Here is a 23,967-nt window from a genome sequence, read left to right on the forward strand (position 1 = left end):
CTAGCCTCTGCTGTTATAATTTGGTGCTTCTTTCGTAATGGAAATATTATGTGGATGGGACTCTCTCAGCCCTGCTCCTGTAATACGGACAAATTGTGCTTCCTGTAACCTTTCGATTGTAGCAGCACCACAGTAGCCCATAGAAGCGCGTAATCCGCCAATGTATTGATAAACAACCTCAGCCAATGTACCTTTATATGGAACACGTCCCACAATACCTTCAGGAACCAATTTTTTGATATCATCTTCTACGTCTTGGAAATAACGATCTTTAGATCCTTTTTCCATGGCTTCGATCGAACCCATACCGCGGTAAGATTTAAACTTACGTCCTTCGTAGATAATTGTTTCGCCTGGAGCTTCTTCTACGCCAGCGAACAAAGAACCAGCCATAATTGTGCTTGCTCCAGCTGCGATTGCTTTTGCAATATCACCTGTCTGTTTGATACCTCCATCTGCGATCAAGGGCACACCAGTTCCTTTAAGGGCTTTGGCAACTTCATATACGGCATAAAGCTGAGGAACACCGACACCAGCAATAATACGGGTTGTACAGATAGAGCCCGGTCCGATACCTACTTTTACAGCATCAGCACCTGCCTCAGCCAAAGCTGTTGCTGCTGCACCTGTCGCAATATTTCCAACGATTACCTGCAGCTCAGGGAAATGAGATTTCACCAATTTCAACTTATCGATTACTCCTTTAGAATGCCCATGTGCCGTATCGATTGTAACCACATCCACACCTGCTTTCACCAAAGCCTCTACGCGGTCAAGGGTATCGGGTGTAACGCCTACTGCAGCACCCACCAATAAACGGCCATGGCTATCTTTGGCCGCATTGGGGTAATGCTTATATTTTTGTATATCTTTAAAGGTAATCAAGCCTTTCAAAATACCTTCTTCATTGACTACTGGAAGTTTTTCGATTTTTTCGTTTTGAAGAATTTCTTCTGCTTTCACCAAATCCGTTCCTTCAGGAGCAACCACAAGATTTTCCTTGGTCATCAATTCATTGATGGGACGGCTCATATCTTTTTGGAAACGAAGATCACGATTCGTTACAATACCGACCAATTGGCCCCTTTCGTTAACAACAGGAATTCCACCAATCTTGTGCTCCTTCATAATATTGAAGGCATCACCCACCGTTGCTGTTGCCAATAACGTAACTGGATCCTGAATCATACCGCTCTCAGAGCGTTTTACTTTACGTACTTCAGCAGCTTGTTCTGCAATAGTCATGTTCTTATGTAACATACCAATACCGCCAGCTTGTGCAATCGCAATCGCCAAATCAGCACCGGTTACCGTATCCATTGCTGCAGAAACCAATGGAATATTTAATTTGATTTTTTTTGTTAGCGAAGTGCTCGTATCAACGTCACGGGGTAAAATTTCAGAATAAGCTGGAATTAATAAGACGTCGTCGTAAGTGAGACCTTCTGCTACGAATTTTTGTGGATCTAATTGCATGGCAAATATGTATTGGGTTTTCTATTTGCCAGGCAAATTTAAGAAAAATAAGCAATAATAAAAAATAAAAGATACAAATTACAATCGGAAGACAAATTAGAACCGTTATGAATTAAGCGTTCATAACGGGTAGCGCATAGGCACCATCATTTTTTGGCAAGCTATTTGCTTTTGTGTAACATGAAAAGTTATTTTAATTAATGAAAATATAAAGATAAGATAATTATGAAAAAGACATTACTCTCATTAGCTGCTGTCGCAGCATTAGCATTTGGCGCACAGGAAGTAAAAGCTCAGTCTCCACAACGTGCTGCAATCGGTGTAGTTTTCGACGGATCAATTGGAGACCTTTGGGGGATTCAATACAAACAATCTATGGGCGGCGCAAACAATGGTCAGGCGCAGGTAATGTTTGATGACCACGTCGTCGCTGTAGGTGCTGACTGGCAACATGCTAGACCGTTCCGTGGAGCTCCTGGATTAGGCTGGTATGCTGGTGTTGGTGCACAATTGACATTTGTTGACGCTGGAGATAACATTACGTATGTAGGGTTGAGACCGCAGTTGGGTCTTGAGTTTAAAATTCCATCGGCTCCTATCGGTCTTCATGCTGATTGGAAACCAAACTGGACGTTAAATCATGGTTCTGATTTTGACGCATCTACATTCTCTTTCGGTATCAAATATACATTGAGATAATATAAGCAACTAAACAGCAACAAAAGGTCCTCTCATTACTCGAGCAGGGCCTTTTTTTATAAATAAAATCAATTAATATTTCTTTTTTTCTTCAATTCTCCTATTTTTATGCTGTTGACCTAATTGGCATAAATAAAACTTTTCATTCTACAAAAATTTTATACCTTTGCCATTCTTGGTAAAATGTGATTAAACGAGAACTAATTATCAATTACATAAACAGTATTTAACATTAAAATTAATACAATTATAACAGACGATGCAAGGTAAAGGGCTGATTAAACTTTTAGTGATAGTGGTGTCATTAGCGTGTCTATACTCCCTATCATTTACTTGGGTGACCCGCAAAGTGGAGCGAGATGCTGAGAATTTTGCCAAAGGAGACTTGGCAAAAGAGAAGAGCTATCTCGACTCAATGGCAGGTGAAGTAGTGTACAATTTAGGTTTTGCAAAATACACCTATCGGGAAGCCAAAGCAAATGAACTCGCTTTGGGTTTGGATTTGAAAGGTGGTATGAACGTAACCATGGAGATCTCATTAGACGAATTGATCCGCAATTTGGCTAATAACCCTAAAGATGAGAAATTCAACAAAGCGTTGGAACAAGCAGTGGCAAAAAGTAAAACGAGTGCAAAAACAGTCGTTGCTTTATTTATGGAAGAATACAAATCCATCGGTGCGACAACGCCACTTTCAACATTCTTTTCAACAAAAGACAATGCTTCTTTAATTAAACCCGGTGATTCAGACTCAAAAGTTGAATCGTTCCTTCAAAAAGAAGCAGACAATGCCATCCAAAATTCCTACAAAGTACTCCGTACGCGTATCGACAAATTTGGCGTTGCATCTCCAAACATTCAAATTCAACAAGGTACAAACCGTATTTTGATCGAATTACCTGGTGTGAAAGATGAAAGCCGTGTTCGTAACCTATTACAAGGTTCAGCTAAATTGGAATTTTATGAAACCTATACGAATCAGGAAGTTTATCCAATATTAGAAAATATCGACAAAACTTTAGCTTCAACGTTAAAAGCTGCGCCAGCAGCTACGGCAAATGCAGCTGCAGATACAAGCAAAAAATCAGATGATTTATTATCTAACCTAACCGGTGGTAAAAAAGATGCGAAAAAAGATAGTGCTGCTGTAAACCTAGGTCAGAAGAATCCATTATTTGAAGTATTACGCCCAGCAGTTTATATGGGCGAAAATCAACAAATGGCACTTATGCCAGGTTCCATGGTTGGTATTGCTTCATTAAAAGATACGGCAAAAGTAAATGCTTATCTACAACGTCCTGAAGTAAAATCAATTCTTCCAGGAAACTTAAAGCTTTTATGGGCTGTTAAACCGGAGCAAAAAACACCTGAGCAACTATCATTATATGCAATTAAAGGGTCTGGACAAGACAATGGTGCTGTATTGACAGGAGATGTGATCACTGACGCAACAGCTAACTTTGATGAGAAAAATCAACCCGTAGTTGGTATGCAAATGAACAGCGAAGGTGCTCATCAATGGAAGAAAATTACCGCAAAAGCCGCTCAAAACAGAGATGCAATTGCTATCGTTCTTGATAATGTGGTTTATTCGGCTCCTTCTGTAAACGGTGAAATTCCAAATGGTAGCTCATCGATCTCTGGATCTTTTACAGTAGAAGACACTAAAGATTTATCAAACGTATTGAAAGCAGGTCGTCTTCCAACGACTGCTAAAATTGTTGAAGAAGCTGTTGTGGGTCCTACTTTAGGTCAAGCTGCCATCGATGCCGGTGTAAACTCTGCTGTTATCGGTATTATCGTCGTAATGATTTTTATGATCGCTTACTACAATACGGCAGGTATCGTAGCAAACATCGCCGTATTATTAAACGTATTTATCATCATGGGGGTATTGGCATCTTTAAATGCTGTACTCACCTTACCGGGTATCGCGGGTATCGTATTAACAATGGGTACAGCGGTCGATGCGAACGTCTTGATTTATGAACGTATCCGTGAAGAACTGGGCTTAGGAAAATCGATCCGTCAGGCTGTTGCAGATGGTTACAAGCATGCTTTACCTTCCATCCTCGATTCACAGATCACTACCTTTTTAATTGGTATTATCCTCTTCTTATTTGGTAGCGGCCCAATTTTAGGTTTCGCAACAACATTAATGGTGGGTATCATTACTTCATTGTTTACTGCAATCTTAGTTACACGCGTTATCTTTGAATGGATGTTGGCGAAAGATTTCAAAATCAAAGTTTCTTTCCCTTGGTCTGCAAAGACCCTGCATAACGCAAACTTCAAATTCGTTCAGAAACGGAAGATCTTTTATGCGGTTTCTATCGTTGCGGTGTTAATTTCTGCGGCATCAATTTTCACAAAAGGATTCAGTTTAGGTGTGGATTTCCAAGGTGGTCGTACGTATACTGTCCGTTATGATAAACCTGTGGACTTAGAAGCTGTACGTACAAACTTGGATGATATCTTCAAGAAAACGACAGAGGTAAAAGTTTTTGGTGCATCCAATCAATTGCGTATTACAACAACTTACCATATTGAAGAAACTTCGGACGCTGCTGATAAAGAAGTATTGGACAAGTTAAACCAAGGTCTATCGAAAGTAGATGCTTCCAATAAACATGAGATTCTTTCGTCTCAAAAAGTTGGACCAAGTATCGCGACCGACATCAAATCTAGAGCAACAAGTTCCGCAATTTTCTCTATCATCATTGTTGCAGCCTACATCTTAATCCGTTTTCACAAATGGGAATATTCGGTTGGAGCAGCTATTGCAACAATTCACGATGCGATTATTTTATTGGGATTATTCTCTATTTTGGATGGTATCGTACCATTCTCATTGGATATTGACCAACACTTTGTGGCGGCGATATTAACTGTAATTGCCTATTCGGTGAATGATACAGTGGTGGTATTTGACCGTTTACGTGAATTCGTATCGAAACCAAATGCACATAATGAAGATCTTGGCGATGTCGTAAACCATGCGATCAACTCTACTTTAAGTAGAACAATCATCACATCATTGACAATCGTGTTTGTTCTTGCTGTATTGTTTATCTTTGGTGGTGAAGTTATCCGTGGATTCTCATTCGCAATCTTAATCGGTGTTATCGTAGGTACATATTCATCGATTATCTTAGCGGCACCTTCGGTATATGACTTACGTAAAGGAAAACACTTAGCAGAAGGTAATACAGCTAAAAAAGCTGAAGTCGTAAGACCATAATAGCTAATATTAATAAAATAAAAAAAGGGCGTTCGAACGAACGCCCTTTTTTATTGCATTCAAATTACTTGTCACACTAAATATTTTAAATATATTTGTTGTACTAAATATTTGTATGCTAAACGAAAAATTTGACCGCTACTCTTTCATCTTGGACCAAACGGCCAAGAAAGTAAAACAGTTCGCCCAATCTTCTTTTGCGGAGAAAGGATTTGATATTACTGTAGACCAATGGACCATCTTAAAGGCTTTATACGAAACAGATCAACTTTCGCAAAAAGAACTGGCAAAGCGCTGCGGAAAAGACCAGCCCACACTGACACGTATCGTTGATATCCTTCTTAAAAAAAATCTGGCCGAGCGGATCACCGATGAAACGGATCGTCGAAGTCTCTACCTTCATTTGACAGAAGAAGGAAAATTAAAAGTAGCATCGCTCACGCCGCTTGTCACAGAGATTCGCATGAAAGCCTGGGAAAATCTAGCAGACGAAGATTTCGAAGCTTTTACAAGGATTTTGAATACAATATATAACAACTTAAATATAGAATAGCTATGATAAATACGGATATCTGTATCATCGGAGCAGGACCTGTTGGCCTATTCGCAGTTTTTGAAGCTGGACTTTTAAAAATGCGTTGCCATTTGATTGATGTACTCCCCCAAGTGGGCGGTCAGCTTTCGGAGATCTACCCCCATAAACCTATCTACGACATTCCCGGTTATCCAAGTATCACTGCGCAGGAATTGATCGATAAACAGCTTGAACAGATTAAACCCTTTGACCCCACATTCACCTTAGGTGAGCGAGTGGAACATATAACAAAACAGGAGGATGGTTCCTTTATCGTAGAAACCAATGATCATACGATGGTCCATACACAGGTCATTGTCATTGCCGGGGGATTAGGTTGCTTTGAACCGCGCAAGCCAGAAATCCCTAATCTTCATCTTTTTGAAGGAAAAGGGGTCGATTATATGGTTAAAGATCCCGCCAAATATCGGGATAAAAAAATCGTCATTGCCGGTGGCGGTGACTCCGCGCTCGACTGGACTTTCCATCTTGCAGATATTGCACAACAGGTCACTTTAATCCACCGAAGTGACTCCTTCAGGGGTGCCCCAGACTCGGCGGAGAAAGTATTCAAATTGGCCCAGCAGGGTAAGGTCAACCTATTATTGTCTCACAATCTGACCAATATCCATGGCAATGGCTATTTGTCCCATGTTGAAACAACAAATAAAGAAAAAGAAGTCATTGCTACAGATGCAGACTATTTTATTCCTTTATATGGACTTACACCGAAGCTTGGTCCGATCGCAGATTGGGGATTAAATATCGATAAAAATGCGATAGCGGTCAATACTTTTGATTACTCGACCAATATCGAGCGGATCTATGCTATTGGGGACATCAACACCTATCCAGGTAAACTGAAACTCATCCTTTGTGGATACCATGAGGCTGCACTAATGTGCCAAAGTGCGTTCAAATTTGTGTATCCAGATCAAAAATTGACATTCAAATACACCACTGTAAACGGTATAAATACTTTCTAGCCATGGACGATAATTTAATTCAAGTCACTGTTATAGATCGGGATGGGGCCGAAAATATCCTGGAAGTTCCGACCGATATCAATCTTTCACTCATGGAGATTTTAAAGGCATCCGAATATGAAATATTGGCCACTTGCGGTGGTATGGCGCTGTGCGCTACCTGCCATGTCGAAGTTGTCGAAGGCCTGCATACACTTCCCCAAGCGAGTGATCAAGAACTCGACATGCTGGACACGCTTCCGGACGCCGATGATCAAAGTCGACTTGCCTGTCAGCTGTATCTACAGAATAACAACAACGGCATGAAAATCAAGATCAAAGGCGCGCTACAATAGTATCATCATTGTGTATTTTATACACAATGATGATACTATACATCGTTTTTTTTCAAAGGGTACAATGTACACTATAAAGAGCTAAAAATCAAACAAGTACAAAACATATTATTGAAAGAATTAGCCTCTTTACAATAAAATTCACAACATATCAGCATAATAAATAAATATTTTTTAGCTTTTTGAGCCAAAATTTAAGATATTTGCAGCTTAATTCGATTGTACCGAATTTTTACAACAAACTATTAAAAATATGCCAAGCAATAGTTCAAATAGAAAATTCCCAAGAGTAATCATTATTGGTGCTGGATTTGGAGGAATTGAAGTTGCTAAAAAGCTTAAAAATAAGGAAGTTGAAGTTCTGTTGCTGGACAGAAATAACTTTCATACTTTTCAACCATTGATGTACCAAGTTGCCACGGGTACTCTTTCAGCGGACTCCATCTCCTTCCCTGTTCGCAAAATGTTCAAAGGCCAAGACAACTTTCATTTTAGACTTGCTGACGTAAAAAGCGTAGACAATGAAGCTAAGATTGTAAGAACAGATGTTGGTGATTTTGACTACGATTATTTAATTGTTGCGACAGGTGCTACCACGAACTTCTTCGGAAATCAGCAAATCACAAAATATGCTTTGCCGATGAAAAACATACAAGAAGCATTAAATATTCGAAGCTATGTTTTACAGAACCTTGAAGAAGCGGTACGGATAGAAAACCCTGCTGATCGTAAAGCTAATTTGAATTTTGTCATTGTTGGGGGCGGTCCAACAGGTGTAGAACTTTCGGGAGCAATCGCAGAAATCAAAAACAATGTTCTTGAGAAAGATTATCCAGAATTGAAAAAATCTGAGATGTCGGTTTACCTGGTAGAAGGACTTCCAAAAGTATTGGCTAACTTATCTGAAAAATCTTCTAAAGATTCAGAAAAGTACCTCAAAGATTTGGGTGTAGAAGTATTATTGAATGTTCAGGTAACTGGATATGATGGCAATTCAATTACTTTCGCCGATGGCAGAAGCATTGAAACAAAAACTGTTATCTGGGGAGCAGGTGTAGCTGGGCAATATCCGAATGGTTTCAAAAAGGAGATTATCCAACGTGGTAACCGTATACAGACAGATGATCAATGCCGTGTTATTGATATGCCAGGGGTCTATGCTATTGGTGATGTTTCGGCATTTATCACAGATGATCTTCCTCGTGGCTTACCTGGCGTTGCACCGGTAGCGCAACAGCAGGGAGCATATGTTGCAAAACACATTCTCCAAACCATGTCCAATCAACCAACAGAGAAATTCAACTATTTTGATAAAGGATCCATGGCTACGGTAGGTCGTAACAAAGCTGTCGTCGACATGGGAAAAATCCATTTCAATGGATTCTTTGGCTGGATGACATGGATGTTTGTCCACTTGATGTCCATCTATGGATTCAGAAATAAATTGATCACATTCGTCAACTGGTCGATTAAATTTTTCACCAAAAACAGTGGTGTGCGTTTGATCTTCCACAAATATGATGAGCCAACTCCAGAGGAAAAACAAGCAGAAACTGCCCAATAATCTATCGGAGTTTAACAGCATAGTTCAATATTACAGCGGCATTATCCCAAACGATAATGCCGCTGTTTCTTTTATCTTTATTAACCTTCTGAAGCTGTTTCTCTTCGCCATATTAACCTACTGGATAGGCTTCTAAAACGTTGTGACGGCTTCGCTTATCAGCTCTTCATAGCATTTGAGTCTCTAGCTAGTTGTCAAAACCACCTTTTCACTTTTGGATTCTTGCTCCTTGTGCTCAATGATTTCAAAAACACCTGCTTAATGGTTATTGAACACGGCGTCCAATTAAAAATAACTTCAGCCGGGACGCAAGAATTACAGATTATATTCGTTAAATTTAAAGACAGTTTTTTCCAGATAGAATTTACTTTCAGAATATAGTTTTTTTTGATGTATAACCTCAAAAAGATTAATTTTTTTTGTGTAGGTTTGCATATTATTTTAAAATAGCTTAAGGATTAGCAGATGGGCTTATTTAATTGGTTTACGCAAGAAGTTGCGATTGACTTGGGTACTGCAAATACCCTAATAATTCATAATGACAAAGTAGTAGTGGATGAACCTTCTATTGTTGCATTTGACCGCACCACAAACAAAGTGATCGCCATTGGTCGCCAGGCCATGCAAATGGAGGGTAAAACACACGATAATATAAAGACAGTACGTCCTTTACGTGATGGAGTAATCGCTGATTTTACGGCAGCTGAACACTTGATCAGAGGTATGGTCAAATTGGTAAACAATGGTAAGAGCTGGTTTTTCCCTTCCCTACGTATGGTTGTTTGTATTCCTTCCGGTATTACGGAAGTAGAGAAAAGAGCTGTACGCGATTCAGCGGAAATTGCTGGTGCGAAAGAAGTCTACTTAATTCATGAACCCATGGCTGCTGCTGTCGGCATCGGAATTGATGTGGAAGAACCAATGGGTAATATGATTATCGATATCGGTGGTGGTACCACTGAAATTGCTGTCATCGCTTTATCGGGTATTGTGTGTGACCAATCTATTCGTGTTGCAGGTGATAACTTCGACTCAGACATCGTTCAATACATCAGAAGACAACATAATATCATGATCGGTGAACGTACGGCCGAAAAAATCAAAATTGAAGTTGGTGCGGCTCTTCCTGAGTTGCAGGAACCACCAGCAGATTTCGCCGTTCAAGGTCGTGATTTGATGACGGGTGTTCCTAAGCAAATTACTGTTTCTTATACCGAAATAGCGCATTGTCTGGATAAGTCCATATCAAAAATTGAGGAAGCGATCTTAAAAGCACTTGAAATCACTCCACCAGAATTATCAGCGGATATTTATCAAACAGGTATCTATCTTACTGGTGGTGGTGCCTTATTGCGTGGTTTGGACCGTCGTATACAAGCGAAAACTAAACTTCCAGTGCATATTGCTGAAGATCCATTACGTGCTGTTGTAAGAGGAACTGGTATTGCACTTAAAAATATTGGACGATTTAAATTCTTGATGCAATCATAACGTTCGATAATTAATAACAATATTTTATTAAAGAGCGATATAATATGCAAAACTATTATATCGCTTGCTTATTAAATACCCACATTAAAAAATGAGAAACCTTTGGTTATTCCTGAGACGATATAATGCATTCTTCTGGTTTATCCTATTTTTTGGATTCTCGTTATTTTTGGTGATCACCAACAATTCTTTCCAACGTAATTCTGTTTTAAATTCTTCAAATAGTATCATCGGAGGTCTGTATGCAAAGGTCAATTCCTGGAAAAGCTACCTGCACCTCGGGGAGACCAACGATGCACTTGCGAAGGAAAATGCACAACTGAGAAAGGACTTACAAGCCTATCGATCAACAGACAGCATCAAGATCGGTCCTGTCCCGGCAATCGATAGCAGTGAGTTTGGGCGTTACGAATTTATTATTGCGAATGTCATCAACAATAGCATTCACCAAAAGGCAAATACGATCACACTCGATAAAGGCAGTAAAGATGGTATAGAGCGAGGTATGGGTGTTATCGCTCCCAACGGAGTAGTTGGTATCGTATTGAATGTCTCCCCCAACTTCTCGACAGTGCAATCCCTATTGCATCCCGATACGCGTATATCCGTAACATTAGGCCACACCGAGGTCTTCGGCTCGTTGGTATGGGGCAATAGCATGGATTACCGCGCGGCAATGGTCAAGGAAATTCCAAACCATATCAAAGTCAACAAAGGAGATAAAGTGTACACCTCAGGATATTCAGGACATTTTCCAAAAGGAATTTTTGTAGGAACGGTCATTCAGACGGGGATTTCTTCAGGAGATGCTTTTTTGGATCTTAGACTATTATTGAGTACCAATTTCTCCAACTTGCAACATGTCTACGTTGTAAAAGACCTGTTAAACAAAGAATTAAAGACACTAGAAGAATCGACAAAGGACAATGGCTAGGATTTTAATATTTAATATTATTCGATTTATCGTTTTGATAGGAATGCAAGTTTTCCTATTTCAAAATATCGGTTATTACAATCTGGTCGCTGCATTTCCTTATATTTTATTTATTTTTTTACTTCCGACAGGAACACCCAATTTCCTGGTGTATTTGATCGCCTTTCTAACTGGACTTACTGTAGATTCGTTTTATGATACCCTTGGTGTCAATACCGCAGCCTGTGTTGCCTTAGCAGCCTTCCGTATTTTCTTCATGAAAATTACGCTCGAAGTTGAAGAACGCGAATCTTTCTTTACCCCGATGCTGGGATTCATGAATATTCGCTGGTTCTTTTCCTACATCTTTTTCGGAACATTGATTCATCATACATTTTTGTATCTACTGGAATCTTTTTCCTTCCAGCACATCCAATACACCTTATTGAGTATCGTTTTAAGTTGTATATTTACAGTAATTATCATGCTATTATTTAGCATATTATTCTACAAAAAGAAAGATCGGTTGTAGTAGATCGATGGATAGAAATTCATTTCTATGAACAGTTTTTTTGCGCGTAAGTACGTCGTTTCGGGAATTTTTATTGCCATCACATTGACTTTGGTGGCCCGCTTATTCTATTTACAGATCATAGACGATTCCTATATACATTCCGCAAACAGCAATGTCATGCGCAAGGTCATTGTATACCCGGCCAGAGGGGTTATTTTGGACCGAAAAGGAAAGGTATTAGTTCAGAACGAACCGGTATATGACCTCATGGTTACTCCACGTGAGGTGAAAGAAATCGACACTGCTTTGTTTTGCAAATTGATAGACATTGACAAGGAGGGCTTTATCAAACGGATGGAAAAGGCAAGAGTACACTCGCCTTACCGTGCATCTATTTTTGAAAAACAGCTTTCTGTACGGACATGGGCTCAATATCAGGAATACCAATATCAATTTCGCGGCTTCTATGTCCAAAAAAGAACGATCAGAAGTTATCCCGACAGCATCGCAGCTCAATTTTTGGGTTATGTAAGTGAGGTAAATGATAAAGATATTGAACGCTCCAATGGGTTTTATCGCAGTGGTGACTACATTGGTCGCAGTGGAGTAGAACGTTCTTATGAAGATCTTATTCGCGGGAAGCGCGGTGTCAACAACTTAATGGTTGATGCCCTGAACCGTCCAAAAGGGGTGTTTATGGAGGGGAAATACGACACACTTGCTGTTGCAGGGGAAGGACTGGTTTCCTCTTTGGATAAAGACCTTCAGATTCTTGGGGAGAATCTCATGAAAAATAAATTGGGGTCCATAGTTGCCATTGAGCCTGCAACGGGTGAAATCTTGGCCTATGTCAGTAGCCCGAGTTACAACCCCAACATGATGGTCGGCAGGCAGTCCGGCAATAATTATATGAAATTATTGAAAGACGAAACCAAACCACTTTTTAACCGCCCTATTCAAGCCTCTTACCCCCCAGGCTCTGTATTTAAGGTTGTTTCAGCATTGACGGCGCAACAGGCAGGTGTTATTGACCGCAATACGGTATTTTTCTGCCCACATGGATACAGCTATGGTGGTGGACGCGGCTGGATGGGCTGTACGCACTATCATGGATCAACCACATTACAGCGCTCTGTAGCCGTATCATGCAATACCTATTATGGATTTACCTATGCTAAGATGATCGATGGACGTGGGCTTTCGGGACCTAAGGCCTACGATCTATGGCGTAATGCCGTGACACAGTTTGGAATTGGTCATAAACTAGGCATTGATCTACCGGGTGAAAAACCGGGTTTACTACCGACATCGGATTTTTATACCAAACGATACGGTAACGATAAATGGCGTTCAAGTTTCAATATCTCCTTATCTATTGGGCAAGGGGAAATGGGAATAACACCGTTGCAAATGGCCAATATTATGGCTATCGTTGCCAACAAAGGCTTTTATTACAGACCTCATTTGATTAAAGGTATTGGTGCACAGAAAATTGCCAAGAAGGAATTTACCGAAAAAGTCAGTGCCGGAGTGGATGAACGGTATTATCCTGTTGTCATCCAGGGGATGAGTGATGCTGTCAATACACCCGAAGGTACCGCTTGGGCCAATCGTATCCCGGGCATTGAAATGTGCGGAAAAACAGGTACAGCGCAAAACCCTCATGGTGAAAACCATGCCGTTTTCTTTGCTTTTGCACCGCGAGAGAACCCCAAAATTGCCATTGCTGTCTTTGTTGAAAATGCGGGTTACGGTGGTACCTGGGCAGGACCTATCGCAAGTATGATGGTTGAGAAGTACCTCAAAGACACGATAACTGCACCAAAATATATTCAGGATCGCATTTATAAAGCGAATTTTCTTCCTGCACCCAAAAAAGTTGTGGATCCAAAGACTAAAGATGTAAAAAAGACAGACTCAGTCAAGTCGAAAACCGACACGTTAAAATCAAAACGCCAGCTGGCGGCTTTAACAAAACCAAAGGAAACAATTGTTCACCATAGCGAGATAAAGAGAAGATATGAATAATCAAAAAACGAGTTTCTTTGGAAAGATAGACTGGCTAACCATCACGCTTTGGCTTGCGCTATGCTTAATTGGCTTATTCAATATCCGTGCAGCGGTGTTTAATCCTGAAATGCCCAATTTCTTTACCTTAGGGACCAATTATGGGAAACAATCGTTGTATCTTGTTTCCGCAATTATTCTAGGGGTATCCATTCTGATCATAGACGCGAAATTTTTCAGTTCCGCCTCACCGATATTTTATGGTATAACGGCTGTATTGCTTGTCATCGTGCTCGTGGTAGGGCGAAATGTCGGCGGAAACCAAGCCTGGATTGACCTGGGTTTTTTCCGCTTACAGCCTTCAGAATTTGCCAAACTTTCAACCTGCCTGCTCTTGGCTAACTTTTTAAGTTCTCAGAGTAATAAAGCTCCGACCATGCAAACACTGGCCATGGGAGCCGGTATTGTCTTGTTTCCTGTATTTTTGGTTATGTTACAGCCTGATACGGGATCTGCCCTTGCATTCTTTTCGTTGATTTTCGTATTCTACCGCGAGGGTTATGTAAATAATGAACTGCTTATATTTGGCGGGCTCTGCATTTTGCTTTTTGTCCTTTCTTTATTGGTTAATCCTTGGATACTTATCTTGATTTTAGCATTGCTTATTGGCCTTGTCATGTGGAACTACCGCAAGAGAAGAAAATACATTATCAATCTAAGTATACTTTTTGCAGCCTGCGCTGTATTTATTCTCTGTGTGGACCTGGTATATGAGCATGTGCTACAGCCCCATCAACGTGACCGTATTGACATTATCCTGGGTAAAATGGAAGACCCCAAAGGAAAAGGATATAATTTGAATCAGTCGAAGATTGCAATTGGATCAGGGCAGCTCCTAGGCAAGGGTTACCTGCAGGGAACGCAAACAAAATACAACTTTGTACCTGAGCAGAGCACGGACTTTATTTTCTGCACCGTTGGAGAAGAATGGGGATTTGTTGGATCGGTTACCTTATTACTTATCTATCTCACCCTACTGCTTCGCATTATTCATATAGCCGAACGACAGCGTTCAGCCTTCGCCAGGATATATGCATACGGTGTAGCGTCCATTCTCTTTTTTCACTTATTTATCAATATCGGTATGACCATCGGTATTGTTCCGGTTATCGGGATTCCGCTGCCTTTTATTAGTTATGGTGGTTCATCCTTGTGGAGTTTCACCATTTTACTGTTCATCATGCTTAAATTTGATTCAAATAGAAAAGGAGTTGTCTAAAAACAACTCCTTTTCTATTTGAATCAATATTTAATTCTTTTCAACTCTTTTACCGCATCATTGAGAAAGACTATCATCGCCTCTGCATGACGCAGAAAAATTGTTAAATGCGTTCCAAAACGAGCTGTATGGTCTTATCAACAACTTCTTCAGGTGCGGAAGAAAACCGGCCATCTACCCGACTTGCCAAGATCGCATTGATGGATAAAGCTTGATGTCCAAACATGTTAGCCAACGCATAAATACCAGCTGTTTCCATTTCCAGGTTGGTGAAGCGCTGACCTTTATATTGAAAGGAGTTGATCAAATCTATAAAATTAGGAATCGTGTTCGTGGAGCGGACAGTCCTTCCCTGCGGAGCATAAAATCCGGGCGCAGTTAACGTAACTCCCTTCGGTAAATCAAAGGCAATTCGATCCAGAAGGCCTGTACCAGCTTTCGCAACGTAGGGGTTTAGGTTTAATGCGGAGAAATATTTGGCTAGTTCTACCTGAAGCGCCTGTTCCTCGCCGTCGTAAGATCCCTGATAGTAGTTCATCAATGCATCAAGACCTACTCCATAAGCAGAGGCTAAAATAGTTCCCATCTCGACATCTTGTTGTACTGCTCCAGAAGTTCCAATGCGTACAATATGCAATGAGCTGAGCGTCGACTTTACTGTTCTATTGGCAAAATCAATATTTGCCAGCGCATCCAATTCATTCAACACAATGTCAATATTATCAGTACCTATACCTGTTGAGATTACCGTCAACCGTTTATTTCCCAGATAGCCGGTATGCGTAATAAACTCACGCTTCCCTTTTTTGAGCTCGATACGGTCAAAGTACTTCGATACTTTGGCTACACGGTCTGGATCGCCAACTGTAATTACTGTACCTGCCAGATCTTCCGGCAATAAATTCAGATGGTATATACTTCCATCTGCATTTAAAATCAATTCCGATGCGTTGATCATATTGTATACAAATAGCTTAACTGACAACCTTCTATTTTGGAAAACCGATCCACAATGCGATTGACCTGCATTTTTCGGACTTCAAACTCCAAATAACACTGATTATCAAACTCTTGCTTTTCAATTTCCACGCCCTCTTCCTTTATGATCCGCATAATATCATTCATATGCAGGTAATCAAAGGTAATACTATAATGGTCATTCACTGTACGCTCGATAATTTCGGCTTGGGTCAAAGCATCTTGGGTTGCCGATTTGTAGGCATTAATCAAGCCTGGAACCCCCAACAAAGTACCACCGAAATAACGAACGACAATGACGATAACGTTGGTGACATCCAAAGATAGGAGAACGTTTAAAATAGGCCGTCCTGCAGTCCCCGAAGGTTCTCCATCATCATTCACACGAAAGACCGCACGATCAGGTGTGAGGCGATAGGCCCAACAATGATGCCTCGCTTTCGGGTGAATCGCCTTCACTTCCAAAATTAGATCTTTTAATTGATCTTCGGATTTAAAAGGAAAAGCATAAGCAATAAACTTACTGCCCTTATCCCTAAAAATTCCCTCGTATTTTGCAGCAATAGTCCGGTAAGTATCTTCAAATAAACTCATTGATATGCTATGATTAAAACTGAAACAATAGAAAGCGCTATACCCAGATAATTCAACAACGATAGCCTTTCCTTAAAAAATAAGACGCCGATTAATGCACCCAATGAAATCACGCCAATGTTCATCCCCGTAAATACAACTGATGGATTTTCTGGTAGCGCACGATGCGCTTTCATATAGAATAGGACGTTACAGAAGTTAAATACACCCAAAACCAATCCATAGCCCATAGCTTGCCTTGAAAAACGTTGTTTTTCCACAAAAAGGAAATACAGCAATAGCACCATTGCAATACACATCGCCATCACAAAGATAATAAATAGGGAACTGATATAAGGTATATCGACATGCAAGGCGACTTGTTTGAAGAGGATATCAATTATGCCCATACCGATAAATACCAATAACGGGTAAAGCGTTTTATAACGACTATCTGCCGAACTAACATACAGATTCTTTTGCCAACCAATAGAACAGAGGATGGCCAATAAACCAAGAGCTATTCCCAGCATCTTGTGTCCTTCCATTTTTTCATGAAAAAAGAAAAATGATGCAAGCAAAGGAATAAACAACGATAGGCGCTGTGCAATCTCTGTCTTGACCAGACCGCTATAGCGAATGGACAAAGCAATAAAAACAAACATTCCAGGAAGTAATATCGCCAGGCTCATATACAACGTCACCGGCATAGCATCCCATACCAGCGATTTTAGATCTGGTTGTAATACAAAATAGGTCAGTGCAACTGCCATGGGGTAATTCCAAACGATAACCTGTTTGGTTTCGACTCCATTTTGTTTTGCCAATTTTAATAAAACAGCAACAGTGACGCTGCAGATGACACTTAATAAAACAAAAATCATGATTCAAATTTCATTTATCTCCAAAGGCCACGTTTCTCCTGACGAGCCTGATGCTCCAATTTTACAAATAATTCTGCATATTGTACATTTGGTGCCAGCGTATAGGATACTGCATACCCTTGTTCAACCAAATCCCGATTGATAAATCTCTTTCCAACATACACATAGGCAAGAAGTCTTCCATACCGATCCCGTTTTCCAACATCAAAGACCAACTTCACACTTTTCCCGTTTAACATCGCCGTTAAATACTGCTTTGCTTCTTGACCATAGTACCCGATTTCCTTCCGCGCAGTACGTCTCGTTTCCGGAGCATCCACCCCTATCAACCTAACTTTATCCCCTTTTGGGGTTCCATTTTCAATGACAAAGGTATCGCCATCAATAACACGCTTTACTTTGGCGTCCTTTTCCTCTCCTTTAAAAGTGAAACCTGTCAACAACAAACAGATCACACTTACACACACATAAAAATTAATTCGTTTTAGCATAAAATCCAGCGTTTGCCCAAAGGTAGTAAAATACTTTTTTAACAAAACAGCTAAAAAAAACGATAATATTAACATTAAAAACACCTAAATTTAATATAAAAATATAGCTAAAAAACACGTAAAAATACAGCCATTTATTACACATAAAATAACACAAAAATAGAGCTTATTATAGAAAAATAATGACAATAAAAATAATTAAAATACTAAAAATCAATATTATAATAAAATAAAAATTGAAAAAAAATTAAAAATAAACAAGTAAAATACAGATAAAAAAACACACAAAAAAACATAAAAAATTCATTAAATAAATCAGATATTTTCAATAAAAAATTATTTTTTTCTTTGATATTTCAAAAACATTCGTACATTTGAAATGTCAAACAACAACAGGATGAACAGAACATATACATATTTCTATTTTAACTTCTTTTATTTTAAAAATAAGAGCCGGGATTAGATTGTGTATAAATCATAAAAAATACAAACAAGAAGAGTCCCGGTTCAAATGATCGGGACTCTTTTTTTTGGAGACAACATAGCGAACAAAAAACAATGAGTTTAAAAATTGCAATACAGGGAGCAAAGGCTTCATTTCATGAAGAGGCCGCATTTAAATTTTTCGGAAGAGAAGTTGAAATTGTAGAATGTGATTCATTTAAAAAAACTTGTGAATTGCTGAAGCAAAGAAAAGTCGACTATATCGTTATGGCGATCGAAAATTCAATTGCGGGAAGCTTATTGCCGAATTATAATTTATTGAGAGATTACAAGTTCCATATTACTGGGGAAGTTTACCTAAACATCCAACAGAATCTCATGGTATTGCCGGGCGTTAAATTAAAGGATATCAAACACATCGAATCGCATCCGATTGCTATTCGCCAATGCGAAGAATTTCTTTCTGAACTTGAAGGCGTACGCATAACCGAGGGATCTGATACGGCTGCAACTGCAAAAATGATTGCCGAGCGAAAATTGACGGATACTGCGGCAATTGCGGGGACATTGGCCGCTGAAATCTATGGTCTTGAAATATTAGAAAAGAGAATCGAAACCAATAAAAAGAACGCAACGCGTTTCCTCGTACTATCGAATGAGGTTGTCGAACATAAAAATGCCAATAAAGCGTCATTATCATTCCAAACAGGAAATACAGTAGGATCTTTGGCGACTATTTTACAATGTTTTGCTGAACAGAATATCAACTTGAGCAAGATTCAGTCAATGCCGGTAATCGGAAAACGCAATGAATATGATTTTTTCGTTGACGTAGAATGGAAAAAACAAACAGACTACGAAGCAGCTATACGTAAAGTACTCAAACATAGTGTCAATTTCAACATTATGGGCGAGTATGTCAAAAACGAAAAACTATAATTAATAATTTACGCAGACAATATTAAAATAGATAATCAAACTTAACATGAAAAATACATTAGACATCATTCCTTTAAAATCTTGGTTGGACACAGGAGACAAACCTTTAATTATCGCGGGTCCTTGTAGCGCAGAAACAGAAGAGCAGCTGGTATCAACAGCGCATTTGTTGGCAAATACCGGAAAAGTAAATATTTTACGCGCTGGTATCTGGAAGCCACGTACCCGTCCGGGAGAATTTGAAGGTATCGGTTCAATTGGTTTGGAGTGGTTGAAAAGAGCGAAAGAAGAAACAGGTTTATTAACAGCTACTGAAGTTGCTACAGCAAAACACGTGGAAGAAGCTTTGGCTGCTGGTGTGGACGTACTATGGGTAGGTGCACGTTCAACGGCAAATCCATTTACCGTACAAGAAATTGCTGACGCTTTACAAGGAGTAGATATCCCAGTATTTGTTAAAAATCCTGTAAACCCCGATTTATCGTTATGGATCGGTGCATTGGAACGTATCAACCGTGCTGGTATCAAAAAATTAGGTGCTATCCATAGAGGTTTCTCTTCGTACGAGAAAACAGCATTCCGTAATGAACCAATGTGGGATTTAGCGATTCAGTTAAAAACTGCTTGTCCAAACCTACCGATCATCAACGATCCAAGTCACATCTGTGGAAACCGCGAATTGTTACCGTACATCGCACAAAAAGCAATGGATATGGATATGCAAGGATTGATTATCGAATCCCATATCGATCCATCTGTCGCTTGGACTGACGCAAAACAACAAGTAACGCCAGCTGCATTGGCCGAGTTGATCGACCATTTGACATTACGTAAAGCTGCTTCGGACAACCCTTCTTTTGAAGACAAATTAGCAGAATTGCGTAGCAACATCGACAAATTAGATGATTTGATCATCCAAAAAATCGGTGAACGCATGAAAATTGCGGAGAAAATAGGCGAGTACAAACGCGATAACAACGTAACAATTTTGCAAGTCAACCGTTGGGATGAGATTGTTCAAAAACGCACAAAATTAGCGGAAGCGCTTTCTTTGGGCAGCGAATTTGCGACAAAATTCCTCGAATTAATTCACAACGAATCTATCCGCAAACAAAATGCGGTCATGAATACGCAAGAGCAACCAACAGCAGAAGCATAATGAATCAACAAGTCATCACGCTGACGCATCCTTCAAAAAAGATACAGGGCACGGTCCAACTCACAGGTTCAAAATCTGAGAGCAACCGTGCTCTTATTATCCAATCGCTGAGCAAAGGACAAGTTGAAATAGCCAATCTCTCTGAGGCTGCAGATACGGTTACTCTTAACCGCGTGTTGCAAATCGCATCAGAACCGCAACCCGGTTATAATACGATTGACATAGGCCCTGCGGGAACAGCTATGCGCTTCCTTACAGCCTACCTCAACCTTGTTAAAGGAAATTTTATCCTGACAGGGACCGAGCGCATGCAACAGCGTCCAATTGGGATATTGGTCGATGCCATGAAAGAAATTGGCGCCGAAATCCATTATGAAAAAAAGGCGGGTTACCCTCCTTTGAAGATTGAAGGCGGACTATTTCAAGGAAAAGACCGTGTTAAGATTAAAGGAAATATCAGCAGTCAATATATATCGGCCCTGCTATTAATTGCTCCGGCATTAAAAAAGGGACTTACCTTAGAGATTGAAGGCGAATTAACTTCCAGACCTTATGTATCCATGACTTTGGATATGCTTAAAAGTGTCGGGATCCAACATGAATGGACGGAGAATGCGATTAAAATTGCACCGCAAGCTTTTGAAAAGCAAACCATATATGTCGAACCAGATTGGAGCGCAGCATCCTATTGGTATGCTATTGTAGCACTAGCTGATGCAGATGCCTCGATCGTATTGCCTGGACTAAGACAACATAGTTTACAGGGCGATATTGCCATCACAGACATTATGGAGCATTTTGGGGTTTATTCGAACTTTGAATCGGATGGATTGCATTTAACTAAAAAAGAAATCAATTCAGACAAAACCTTGTTCGACTTTAAAGAATGCCCTGATCTTGCGCAAACAGTAGTCGTTGTCGCAGCTGCTTTAAAACGTGATGTTTCCTTTACAGGTCTAGAAACCTTAAAGATTAAAGAGACCGACCGTATTGCTGCATTGCAGACCGAAATCGCGAAGTTCGGTGCTGAATTGATCGAAGATGGTGACACATACCATCTGAAAACTGCAGGTGTATATCAACCAGAAGATGTGACCTTCGAGACTTACGAGGATCACCGCATGGCAATGGCATTCGCACCTTTGGCTTTAGTTTTTGACCAAATCAAGATTGCTGAACCTCAGGTTGTAGAAAAGTCATATCCTGATTTTTGGAAACATTTACAAGCGCAAGCTTTTATAATTGACTAACATATCAAAAACAGGGATTAACATCAATATTAATCTCTGTTTTATGATACAATCTCCCAGATAGCCTTTTAGCTTGGGACAAAAATTGTGATGTAATCTATTAGGCCATCTTCGAGTTACAGACTCATAATTTGTATTCAGTCTGGTGCTTTAGAATTGCATTTAAAGGCAAATTTATCTAAGTTTATTGAAATTTAATTTTTATGGCAGGAAATTCATTTGGCGATTTATTCAGAATTAGCACTTTCGGCGAATCACACGGCAAAGCTATAGGTGTAATTATTGATGGTTGCCCTTCAAATATAACAATAGACGAGGAATTTATCCAGTCTGAGCTCGACAAACGAAAACCCGGTCAATCTAAGATCACGACACAAAGAAAAGAAAGTGATACTGCACAGATCTTATCTGGCGTATTCGAGGGTAAATCAACGGGAACACCAATAGCAATTGTTATTCCAAATGAAGACCAGCGTTCGAAAGATTACACCCATATCAAAGATATCTTCAGACCTTCCCATGCTGATTTCACTTATCAGATGAAATATGGCATACGTGACTATCGTGGTGGTGGACGGTCCTCGGCGAGGGAAACCGCTGCCCGTGTTGCTGCTGGTGCTGTAGCAAAAAGCTTTCTGAATCAATTTGGCATCGAAATCTTTGCCCACGTTTCGGGAGTAGGTACTATTGAGGCGCCAAATGTAGATACCAAAGACCTTAAAGCTCTGCTTGAATTGCGAGAGGCTAACATTGCACGTTGTGCAGATCCAGCGACAGCCAATGAAATGGTTGAGTTTATCGACTCGGTCAGAAAAGCAGGTGACACCGTTGGCGGACGTATTTCGGCTGTCATCAGACATGTGCCTGTGGGATTAGGCGAACCGGTCTTTGATAAGCTCCATGCAGACCTTGCTAAAGCAATGATGAGCATCAATGCGGTACATGGTTTTGAATATGGTTCAGGTTTTGCAGGTTCGGAGTTGCGAGGTTCCGAACATAATGATATATTTGTAGCAGATGACCATGATTTAAATCGAGTGCATACACATACCAACTTCTCTGGAGGGATTCAGGGTGGGATTTCAAATGGTATGGATATTACTTTCAAAGTAGCATTTAAGCCTGTTGCCACTATCATGAGAGATCAAGAAACAGTGGATATCCATGGCAACCCTGCTATTGCAAGTGGCAAGGGGAGACATGACCCTTGTGTTGTTTCGAGAGCAGTAATTATTGTGGAAGCTATGGCAGCACTTGTAATCGCGGATCATCTACTTAAAAATCAAAGTTACAAACATGCTGCAAGATAATTATGTCGTAGGTGTTGATATTGGAGGCACACATATTTCTGCCTGTATCATTGACACAAAACAATGGAATATATACTTAGAAAACGTGGCCAGAAACCACGTTTTTTCTCAAGGAGATGCTAAAACGATTTTACAAACCTGGGCGTCAGCTATACGCGATATCATAGCCACCTCTCCGGCTCCTATTCAGTTCATCGGCATTGCTATGCCGGGACCCTTTGACTACGAAAATGGAATATCTAAGATACAGGGACAAAGCAAGTATGACAATCTGTACAACATGGATGTCAAAGCGCTTTTAGCTGAAGAGCTGGGACTTCCGCCTACGTCTATCCACTTTATCAATGACGCAGCAGCCTTCCTACAAGGTGAAATATTCGTACAGAACTTGCAAACAAACAAACGGATATTAGGAATTACGTTGGGTACTGGACTCGGATCTGCGGTATGGAATCAAGGTGAAAAAGCCTATGATGCCGCCCTATGGAACAGCCCTTACGAAGATTGTATTTTCGAAGAATTTCTTGTGACACGGTGGTTCATCAAACGTTTCAAAGAAGTAGCAGGAAAAGATGTTACGGGACTTAAAGATATTTTAGATCATCATCGGGAAACTAAGGAATTTCAAATCATCAAAGATGAATATGCTAAACATCTCTTTGATTTTATGCAGTTCTTTGCAGAGAAACATGCTGCTGAAATATTTATAGTCGGTGGCAATATTGCTAAGGCGCTACCTATTTTCATTGGTGACCGAAAAGAATTTGAAAGATTTCAAATTTATACAGCAATACTTGGCGAAAAAGCCGCTATGATTGGCGCTGCGAGTATATTCAATTAAGATATCATCCCAACCGTTG

At 40.0% G+C, this 23,967-nt stretch carries 21 protein-coding genes; 16 read left to right on the forward strand and 5 right to left on the reverse strand.

Annotated elements, in window-relative coordinates; translation table 11 throughout:
• Positions 1–1,476 (reverse strand): IMP dehydrogenase, encoded by a 1,476-nt coding sequence (gene guaB / locus AAH582_RS19840; protein WP_046671808.1) that lies wholly within the window; start codon positions 1,474–1,476, stop codon positions 1–3.
• Positions 1,477–1,701: 225 nt separating this feature from the next.
• On the opposite strand from guaB, the gene AAH582_RS19845 reads away from it, so the two are divergent.
• The 11 genes from AAH582_RS19845 (at position 1,702) to rodA (ending at position 15,079) form a co-directional block, all read left to right on the forward strand.
• On the forward strand, positions 1,702–2,175 hold the full coding sequence (locus AAH582_RS19845; RefSeq protein ID WP_046671809.1) for a hypothetical protein: 474 nt from the start codon (positions 1,702–1,704) through the stop codon (positions 2,173–2,175).
• A gap of 259 nt (positions 2,176–2,434) precedes the next feature.
• A complete protein-coding gene (secDF, locus tag AAH582_RS19850) occupies positions 2,435–5,416 on the forward strand; it encodes a protein translocase subunit SecDF (protein WP_046671810.1) in 2,982 nt (993 codons plus the stop codon).
• Positions 5,417–5,531: 115 nt separating this feature from the next.
• The gene (locus tag AAH582_RS19855) at positions 5,532–5,969 is read left to right on the forward strand and encodes a MarR family winged helix-turn-helix transcriptional regulator (protein WP_046671811.1); all 438 of its coding nucleotides are present in this window, start codon (positions 5,532–5,534) and stop codon (positions 5,967–5,969) included.
• 2 nt (positions 5,970–5,971) lie between these two features.
• Positions 5,972–6,976 (forward strand): NAD(P)/FAD-dependent oxidoreductase, encoded by a 1,005-nt coding sequence (locus tag AAH582_RS19860; RefSeq protein WP_343319905.1) that lies wholly within the window; start codon positions 5,972–5,974, stop codon positions 6,974–6,976.
• A 2-nt stretch (positions 6,977–6,978) separates the two neighbouring features.
• Positions 6,979–7,311: a 2Fe-2S iron-sulfur cluster-binding protein gene (locus AAH582_RS19865; protein ID WP_343319908.1), complete on the forward strand. Its 333-nt coding sequence runs from the start codon at positions 6,979–6,981 to the stop codon at positions 7,309–7,311.
• A gap of 253 nt (positions 7,312–7,564) precedes the next feature.
• Positions 7,565–8,875 carry an NAD(P)/FAD-dependent oxidoreductase gene (locus AAH582_RS19870; RefSeq protein WP_046671814.1) on the forward strand — a complete coding sequence of 437 codons (1,311 nt, stop codon included), beginning with the start codon at positions 7,565–7,567 and terminating at the stop codon, positions 8,873–8,875.
• Positions 8,876–9,340: 465 nt separating this feature from the next.
• Positions 9,341–10,366: a rod shape-determining protein gene (locus AAH582_RS19875; protein ID WP_046671815.1), complete on the forward strand. Its 1,026-nt coding sequence runs from the start codon at positions 9,341–9,343 to the stop codon at positions 10,364–10,366.
• A gap of 91 nt (positions 10,367–10,457) precedes the next feature.
• Positions 10,458–11,300: a rod shape-determining protein MreC gene (gene mreC, locus AAH582_RS19880; protein WP_075993981.1), complete on the forward strand. Its 843-nt coding sequence runs from the start codon at positions 10,458–10,460 to the stop codon at positions 11,298–11,300.
• Positions 11,293–11,811: a hypothetical protein gene (locus AAH582_RS19885; RefSeq protein WP_046671817.1), complete on the forward strand. Its 519-nt coding sequence runs from the start codon at positions 11,293–11,295 to the stop codon at positions 11,809–11,811. The genes mreC and AAH582_RS19885 overlap by 8 nt, the downstream gene beginning before the upstream one ends.
• Before the next feature lie 27 nt (positions 11,812–11,838).
• Entirely contained in the window at positions 11,839–13,821 is a 1,983-nt protein-coding gene (gene mrdA / locus AAH582_RS19890) for a penicillin-binding protein 2 (protein ID WP_046671818.1), read from the forward strand.
• On the forward strand, positions 13,814–15,079 hold the full coding sequence (rodA, locus tag AAH582_RS19895; RefSeq protein WP_046671819.1) for a rod shape-determining protein RodA: 1,266 nt from the start codon (positions 13,814–13,816) through the stop codon (positions 15,077–15,079). The genes mrdA and rodA overlap by 8 nt, the downstream gene beginning before the upstream one ends.
• Before the next feature lie 103 nt (positions 15,080–15,182).
• Here rodA and AAH582_RS19900 read toward each other — a convergent pair whose 3' ends face one another.
• The 4 genes from AAH582_RS19900 to AAH582_RS19915 are packed head-to-tail and all read right to left on the reverse strand — an operon-like array spanning position 15,183 to position 18,005.
• The gene (locus AAH582_RS19900) at positions 15,183–16,037 is read right to left on the reverse strand and encodes a nucleoside phosphorylase (protein WP_343319918.1); all 855 of its coding nucleotides are present in this window, start codon (positions 16,035–16,037) and stop codon (positions 15,183–15,185) included.
• The gene (locus AAH582_RS19905; RefSeq protein ID WP_343319920.1) at positions 16,034–16,651 is read right to left on the reverse strand and encodes an IMPACT family protein; all 618 of its coding nucleotides are present in this window, start codon (positions 16,649–16,651) and stop codon (positions 16,034–16,036) included. The genes AAH582_RS19900 and AAH582_RS19905 overlap by 4 nt, the downstream gene beginning before the upstream one ends.
• The gene (locus tag AAH582_RS19910; RefSeq protein ID WP_343319922.1) at positions 16,648–17,514 is read right to left on the reverse strand and encodes an EamA family transporter; all 867 of its coding nucleotides are present in this window, start codon (positions 17,512–17,514) and stop codon (positions 16,648–16,650) included. The genes AAH582_RS19905 and AAH582_RS19910 overlap by 4 nt, the downstream gene beginning before the upstream one ends.
• A 14-nt stretch (positions 17,515–17,528) precedes the next feature.
• The gene (locus tag AAH582_RS19915) at positions 17,529–18,005 is read right to left on the reverse strand and encodes a thermonuclease family protein (protein WP_343319924.1); all 477 of its coding nucleotides are present in this window, start codon (positions 18,003–18,005) and stop codon (positions 17,529–17,531) included.
• Positions 18,006–18,563: 558 nt separating this feature from the next.
• Between AAH582_RS19915 and AAH582_RS19920 the strand changes: the two genes are divergently transcribed.
• From AAH582_RS19920 to AAH582_RS19940, 5 genes are all read left to right on the forward strand, one after another.
• On the forward strand, positions 18,564–19,388 hold the full coding sequence (locus tag AAH582_RS19920; RefSeq protein WP_046671823.1) for a prephenate dehydratase: 825 nt from the start codon (positions 18,564–18,566) through the stop codon (positions 19,386–19,388).
• A 46-nt stretch (positions 19,389–19,434) separates the two neighbouring features.
• On the forward strand, positions 19,435–20,547 hold the full coding sequence (locus AAH582_RS19925) for a chorismate mutase (RefSeq protein ID WP_343319926.1): 1,113 nt from the start codon (positions 19,435–19,437) through the stop codon (positions 20,545–20,547).
• The gene (gene aroA / locus AAH582_RS19930) at positions 20,547–21,797 is read left to right on the forward strand and encodes a 3-phosphoshikimate 1-carboxyvinyltransferase (RefSeq protein ID WP_343319928.1); all 1,251 of its coding nucleotides are present in this window, start codon (positions 20,547–20,549) and stop codon (positions 21,795–21,797) included. The genes AAH582_RS19925 and aroA overlap by 1 nt, the downstream gene beginning before the upstream one ends.
• 203 nt (positions 21,798–22,000) lie before the next feature.
• Complete coding sequence (gene aroC, locus AAH582_RS19935) at positions 22,001–23,107, forward strand: chorismate synthase (protein WP_046671826.1); 1,107 nt, start codon at positions 22,001–22,003, stop codon at positions 23,105–23,107.
• Complete coding sequence (locus AAH582_RS19940; protein WP_046671827.1) at positions 23,094–23,948, forward strand: ROK family protein; 855 nt, start codon at positions 23,094–23,096, stop codon at positions 23,946–23,948. Before aroC ends, AAH582_RS19940 begins: the two co-directional genes overlap by 14 nt.
• Positions 23,949–23,967: the final 19 nt, after the last annotated feature.

Source organism: Sphingobacterium multivorum (assembly GCF_039511225.1).
Taxonomy (GTDB): domain Bacteria; phylum Bacteroidota; class Bacteroidia; order Sphingobacteriales; family Sphingobacteriaceae; genus Sphingobacterium.

Excerpts from the sequence above, each read along its gene's own strand:
- guaB (WP_046671808.1), bottom strand. The coding sequence starts at position 1,476 with ATGCAATTAGATCCACAAAAATTCGTAGCAGAAGGTCTCACTTACGAC.
- AAH582_RS19855 (WP_046671811.1), top strand. The coding sequence starts at position 5,532 with ATGCTAAACGAAAAATTTGACCGCTACTCTTTCATCTTGGACCAAACG.
- AAH582_RS19905 (WP_343319920.1), bottom strand. The coding sequence starts at position 16,651 with ATGAGTTTATTTGAAGATACTTACCGGACTATTGCTGCAAAATACGAG.
- AAH582_RS19860 (WP_343319905.1), top strand. The coding sequence starts at position 5,972 with ATGATAAATACGGATATCTGTATCATCGGAGCAGGACCTGTTGGCCTA.
- AAH582_RS19915 (WP_343319924.1), bottom strand. The coding sequence starts at position 18,005 with ATGCTAAAACGAATTAATTTTTATGTGTGTGTAAGTGTGATCTGTTTG.
- mreC (WP_075993981.1), top strand. The coding sequence starts at position 10,458 with ATGAGAAACCTTTGGTTATTCCTGAGACGATATAATGCATTCTTCTGG.
- AAH582_RS19920 (WP_046671823.1), top strand. The coding sequence starts at position 18,564 with ATGAGTTTAAAAATTGCAATACAGGGAGCAAAGGCTTCATTTCATGAA.
- mrdA (WP_046671818.1), top strand. The coding sequence starts at position 11,839 with ATGAACAGTTTTTTTGCGCGTAAGTACGTCGTTTCGGGAATTTTTATT.
- AAH582_RS19900 (WP_343319918.1), bottom strand. The coding sequence starts at position 16,037 with ATGATCAACGCATCGGAATTGATTTTAAATGCAGATGGAAGTATATAC.
- AAH582_RS19940 (WP_046671827.1), top strand. The coding sequence starts at position 23,094 with ATGCTGCAAGATAATTATGTCGTAGGTGTTGATATTGGAGGCACACAT.
- AAH582_RS19910 (WP_343319922.1), bottom strand. The coding sequence starts at position 17,514 with ATGATTTTTGTTTTATTAAGTGTCATCTGCAGCGTCACTGTTGCTGTT.
- AAH582_RS19925 (WP_343319926.1), top strand. The coding sequence starts at position 19,435 with ATGAAAAATACATTAGACATCATTCCTTTAAAATCTTGGTTGGACACA.
- AAH582_RS19845 (WP_046671809.1), top strand. The coding sequence starts at position 1,702 with ATGAAAAAGACATTACTCTCATTAGCTGCTGTCGCAGCATTAGCATTT.
- AAH582_RS19875 (WP_046671815.1), top strand. The coding sequence starts at position 9,341 with ATGGGCTTATTTAATTGGTTTACGCAAGAAGTTGCGATTGACTTGGGT.
- secDF (WP_046671810.1), top strand. The coding sequence starts at position 2,435 with ATGCAAGGTAAAGGGCTGATTAAACTTTTAGTGATAGTGGTGTCATTA.
- aroC (WP_046671826.1), top strand. The coding sequence starts at position 22,001 with ATGGCAGGAAATTCATTTGGCGATTTATTCAGAATTAGCACTTTCGGC.
- rodA (WP_046671819.1), top strand. The coding sequence starts at position 13,814 with ATGAATAATCAAAAAACGAGTTTCTTTGGAAAGATAGACTGGCTAACC.
- AAH582_RS19885 (WP_046671817.1), top strand. The coding sequence starts at position 11,293 with ATGGCTAGGATTTTAATATTTAATATTATTCGATTTATCGTTTTGATA.
- AAH582_RS19870 (WP_046671814.1), top strand. The coding sequence starts at position 7,565 with ATGCCAAGCAATAGTTCAAATAGAAAATTCCCAAGAGTAATCATTATT.
- AAH582_RS19865 (WP_343319908.1), top strand. The coding sequence starts at position 6,979 with ATGGACGATAATTTAATTCAAGTCACTGTTATAGATCGGGATGGGGCC.
- aroA (WP_343319928.1), top strand. The coding sequence starts at position 20,547 with ATGAATCAACAAGTCATCACGCTGACGCATCCTTCAAAAAAGATACAG.